Here is a 3,005-nt window from a genome sequence, read left to right as displayed (position 1 = left end):
CCACCGCCGAGCAGCAGCGCCCCGACGTGGTCGACGTGCTGCGCGATGGCATGCCGATCTTCGCCGCGCCCGCCGAGGACATCGATGTCGATGGCACGCGCGACGCGCTGGAGCAGGCCTTCGCCGATCTGCCGTGGAATGACGAGGCCGTGCGGACCGTCGCGCTGGCCAGCGACGTGGCCGAGCGGCTGGTGGCCCAGGTCCTGGAGCAATATCCCGGCCTGTACTTCCCTTCCGCCGACGAGACACCCACGGCGCCGCAGGCCGAGGAGCCGCCGCGGCTGGTGCTGACGCTGCTGCTGCCGGAGCGCTGGCAGGCGCCGATGGCGGCGGCCGCCGGCCAATACGTGCGCGGCCGCCTGACCGGGCTGTGGCCGATCGAGCGGATCTCGATGGAGACGTTGACCGCCAAGGGCGACGGCGATGCGATGGTGCAGGTCGATCGCGCGATCCTCGCGCTGCATCGCGAACCGACCCACGAATTGCGCGGCGTGATCGCCGCCGATTCGCATATCGGCGCCGAAGCGATCGACCGGCTGCGCGCGACCAACCGGCTGTTCAGCGCCCAATGCGAGCACGGCGTCGCGCCCTCCGAGGCGGCGGCGGGCATCCTGCTGTATCCGCCGCAAGGGCCGTTGGCCGCGATGTTCGCGCAGGACGCACCGCCGGCGTCGATCGTCCGCGCCACGCTGACGCGGCTCGACGCGCCGACTCCCGACAAGGGCCAGCCGCGTACCGCGGCGCTGGATCAAGCGATCGCGCAGACGCTGGGCCTGCTGGCCGAACCGGCCGACGGCTCCAAGGCCCAGGCCAAGGACAAGGACGACAAGCCCGAAGCGTCCGCCGCCGAGCCGGCGCCCGCGCCGCAGCCCGTCGTGGTCACCGCCGACATCAGCCCGCATCCGGTCCGCACCGTCGAACTGGCACGCGTGTTCTCCGAACGCTTCAGTGAGCTCGACGTCAGCGCGGACCTGCTGCCGGTGGGCACCGCTTGCGGCCACACCGGCAATGCCGGCGCGCTGCTGGCCATCGTGCTCGCCCATCAGCAGTGCGCCGAGCGCGGGGGACCGGCGCTGGCGCTGACCGCGGCCGATCCGCAGCAGCGCGGCGCGATCGCGGTGGTGCCACCTGCCACCGCCTAGCGGACATCCTCGCCAAGCACGAACAAGCACGAACAAGCACGAAGCCAGAACAAGCGAGAACGAGCCAGAACAAGCCGAAGCCCAAGCCAGGCAAGCACAAGCACACGCACCAGCAAACGCACCAGAACCAGCACACGCATTCGCAAACCGCAGGCCAACATGCACCGATTCCTCAGTTTCCTGACCAACACGCGCACGCTGTCCGTGATAGGCGTCGTCGCGCTGACGCTCTTCCTGCTGCTGGCGGCCGATACCTTCGAGGTCGGGCTGACCTGGGTCGGCATCGTGCTCGGCCTGCTGGTGGTGGCGTGGTTGATCGCCTTCGCATGGCGGCACTATCGCGCGCGGCAAGCCAGCGGCAAGCTCGGCGCGCTGCTGGAACAGCAGGCCAATGCGGCCGCCCAGGAAGCGCCGCAGGAAAAGCGCGGCGAGGTCGAAGCCCTGCGTACGCGGCTGGTCGATGCGGTCAAGACCATCAAGACCTCCAAGCTCGGCCAGTTGTCGGGCAACGAGGCGTTGTACGAACTGCCGTGGTACATCGTGATCGGCAACCCGGCGGCGGGCAAGAGCACCGCGGTGCTGAACTCGGGCCTGCAATTCCCGTTCGCCGACAAGAACAACGCGATCATCCACGGCATCGGTGGCACGCGTAACTGCGACTGGTTCTTCACCACCGAGGGCATCCTGCTCGATACCGCGGGCCGCTATTCGGTGCACGAGGAAGACCGCAAGGAATGGCTCGGCTTCCTGGACCTGCTCAAGCGTTACCGTCCGCGCGCGCCGATCAACGGCATCGTGGTCACCGTCAGCATTCCCGAGCTGACGCAGAACCGCCCCGAGTTCGCCATCCAGCTGGCCAAGAACCTGCGCCAGCGCGTGCAGGAACTGACCGAACGGCTTGAAGTGTTCGCGCCGGTCTACGTGATGTTCACCAAGGCGGACCTGATCACCGGCTTCACCGAGTTCTTCGGCGACAGCGACAAGCACGAGCGCGACCGCGTCTGGGGCGCCACCCTGCCCTTCGAGCCGGGCGAAAAGCGCGATGCCGCCGCGATGTTCGACGAGCGCTTCGACGAGCTGTACGACGGCCTGAAGGAAATCAGCGTGGCGCAGATCGCCCAGCACCGCAACGGCAAGCTGTCGCCGGGGCTGCTGAGCTTCCCGCTCGAATTCGCGTCGATCAAGCCGGCGCTGCGCGCCTTCCTGGTGACGCTGTTCGACGAGAATCCGTTCCAGTACAAGCCGGTGTTCCGCGGCTTCTATTTCACCAGCGCGGTGCAGGAGGCAAGCACTACCAGCGCCTCCGCCGAACGGATCGCGCGCCGCTTCGGCCTGAAGCTCGACAGCGCCGCGCATAGCCGCGAGGTGTTCTCGAAGAACGGCTTCTTCCTGCGCGACCTGTTCTCCAAGGTGGTGTTCGCCGACCGCAAGACCGTGCGGCAGTTCTCGAGCCCGGCCAAGACGCGGATGCGCTTCGTCACCTTCTTCGGCCTGGTGCTGGTGCTGGGCCTGCTGCTGGGCGGGTGGACCTGGTCCTTCATCGGCAACCGGCAGTTGACCGCCAATGTGCAGGCCGACCTCGACAAGATCGTCAAGCTGCAGCAGAACCGCATCGACCTGCAATCGCGGCTGGAAGCGCTCGACATCCTGCAGGACCGCATCGAGCAGCTGGAGCGCTTCCGCGCCGATCATCCGATCGCGCTGTCGCTGGGTCTCTACCAGGGCGATACGCTGCAGCACAAGCTGCTGGACGAGTACTACAACGGCCTGCGCCAGGTCATGCTGAAGCCCGTCGGCACCTCGATCGAACGCTTCCTGGCCGAGGTCAACGCGCATCCGGACCAGCTCGCGCAGAACGTGCGT

General features: G+C 67.7%; 2 protein-coding genes. Both read left to right on the top strand.

What is annotated here, in order from left to right:
* A partial coding sequence (locus AC6EI8_RS25720; RefSeq protein ID WP_498383293.1) for a hypothetical protein occupies window positions 1-1,142 on the top strand: 1,142 nt, incomplete at its 5' end.
* A 159-nt stretch (window positions 1,143-1,301) separates the two neighbouring features.
* Window positions 1,302-3,005, top strand: a 1,704-nt coding sequence (tssM, locus tag AC6EI8_RS25715) for a type VI secretion system membrane subunit TssM (RefSeq protein ID WP_498383292.1), incomplete at its 3' end; no start/stop codon positions are given.

The organism is Cupriavidus sp. R6-3 (genome assembly GCF_059772245.1).
Note: the sequence above shows the minus strand (reverse complement) of the source record. Positions and strands in the feature narration are given on the sequence as shown.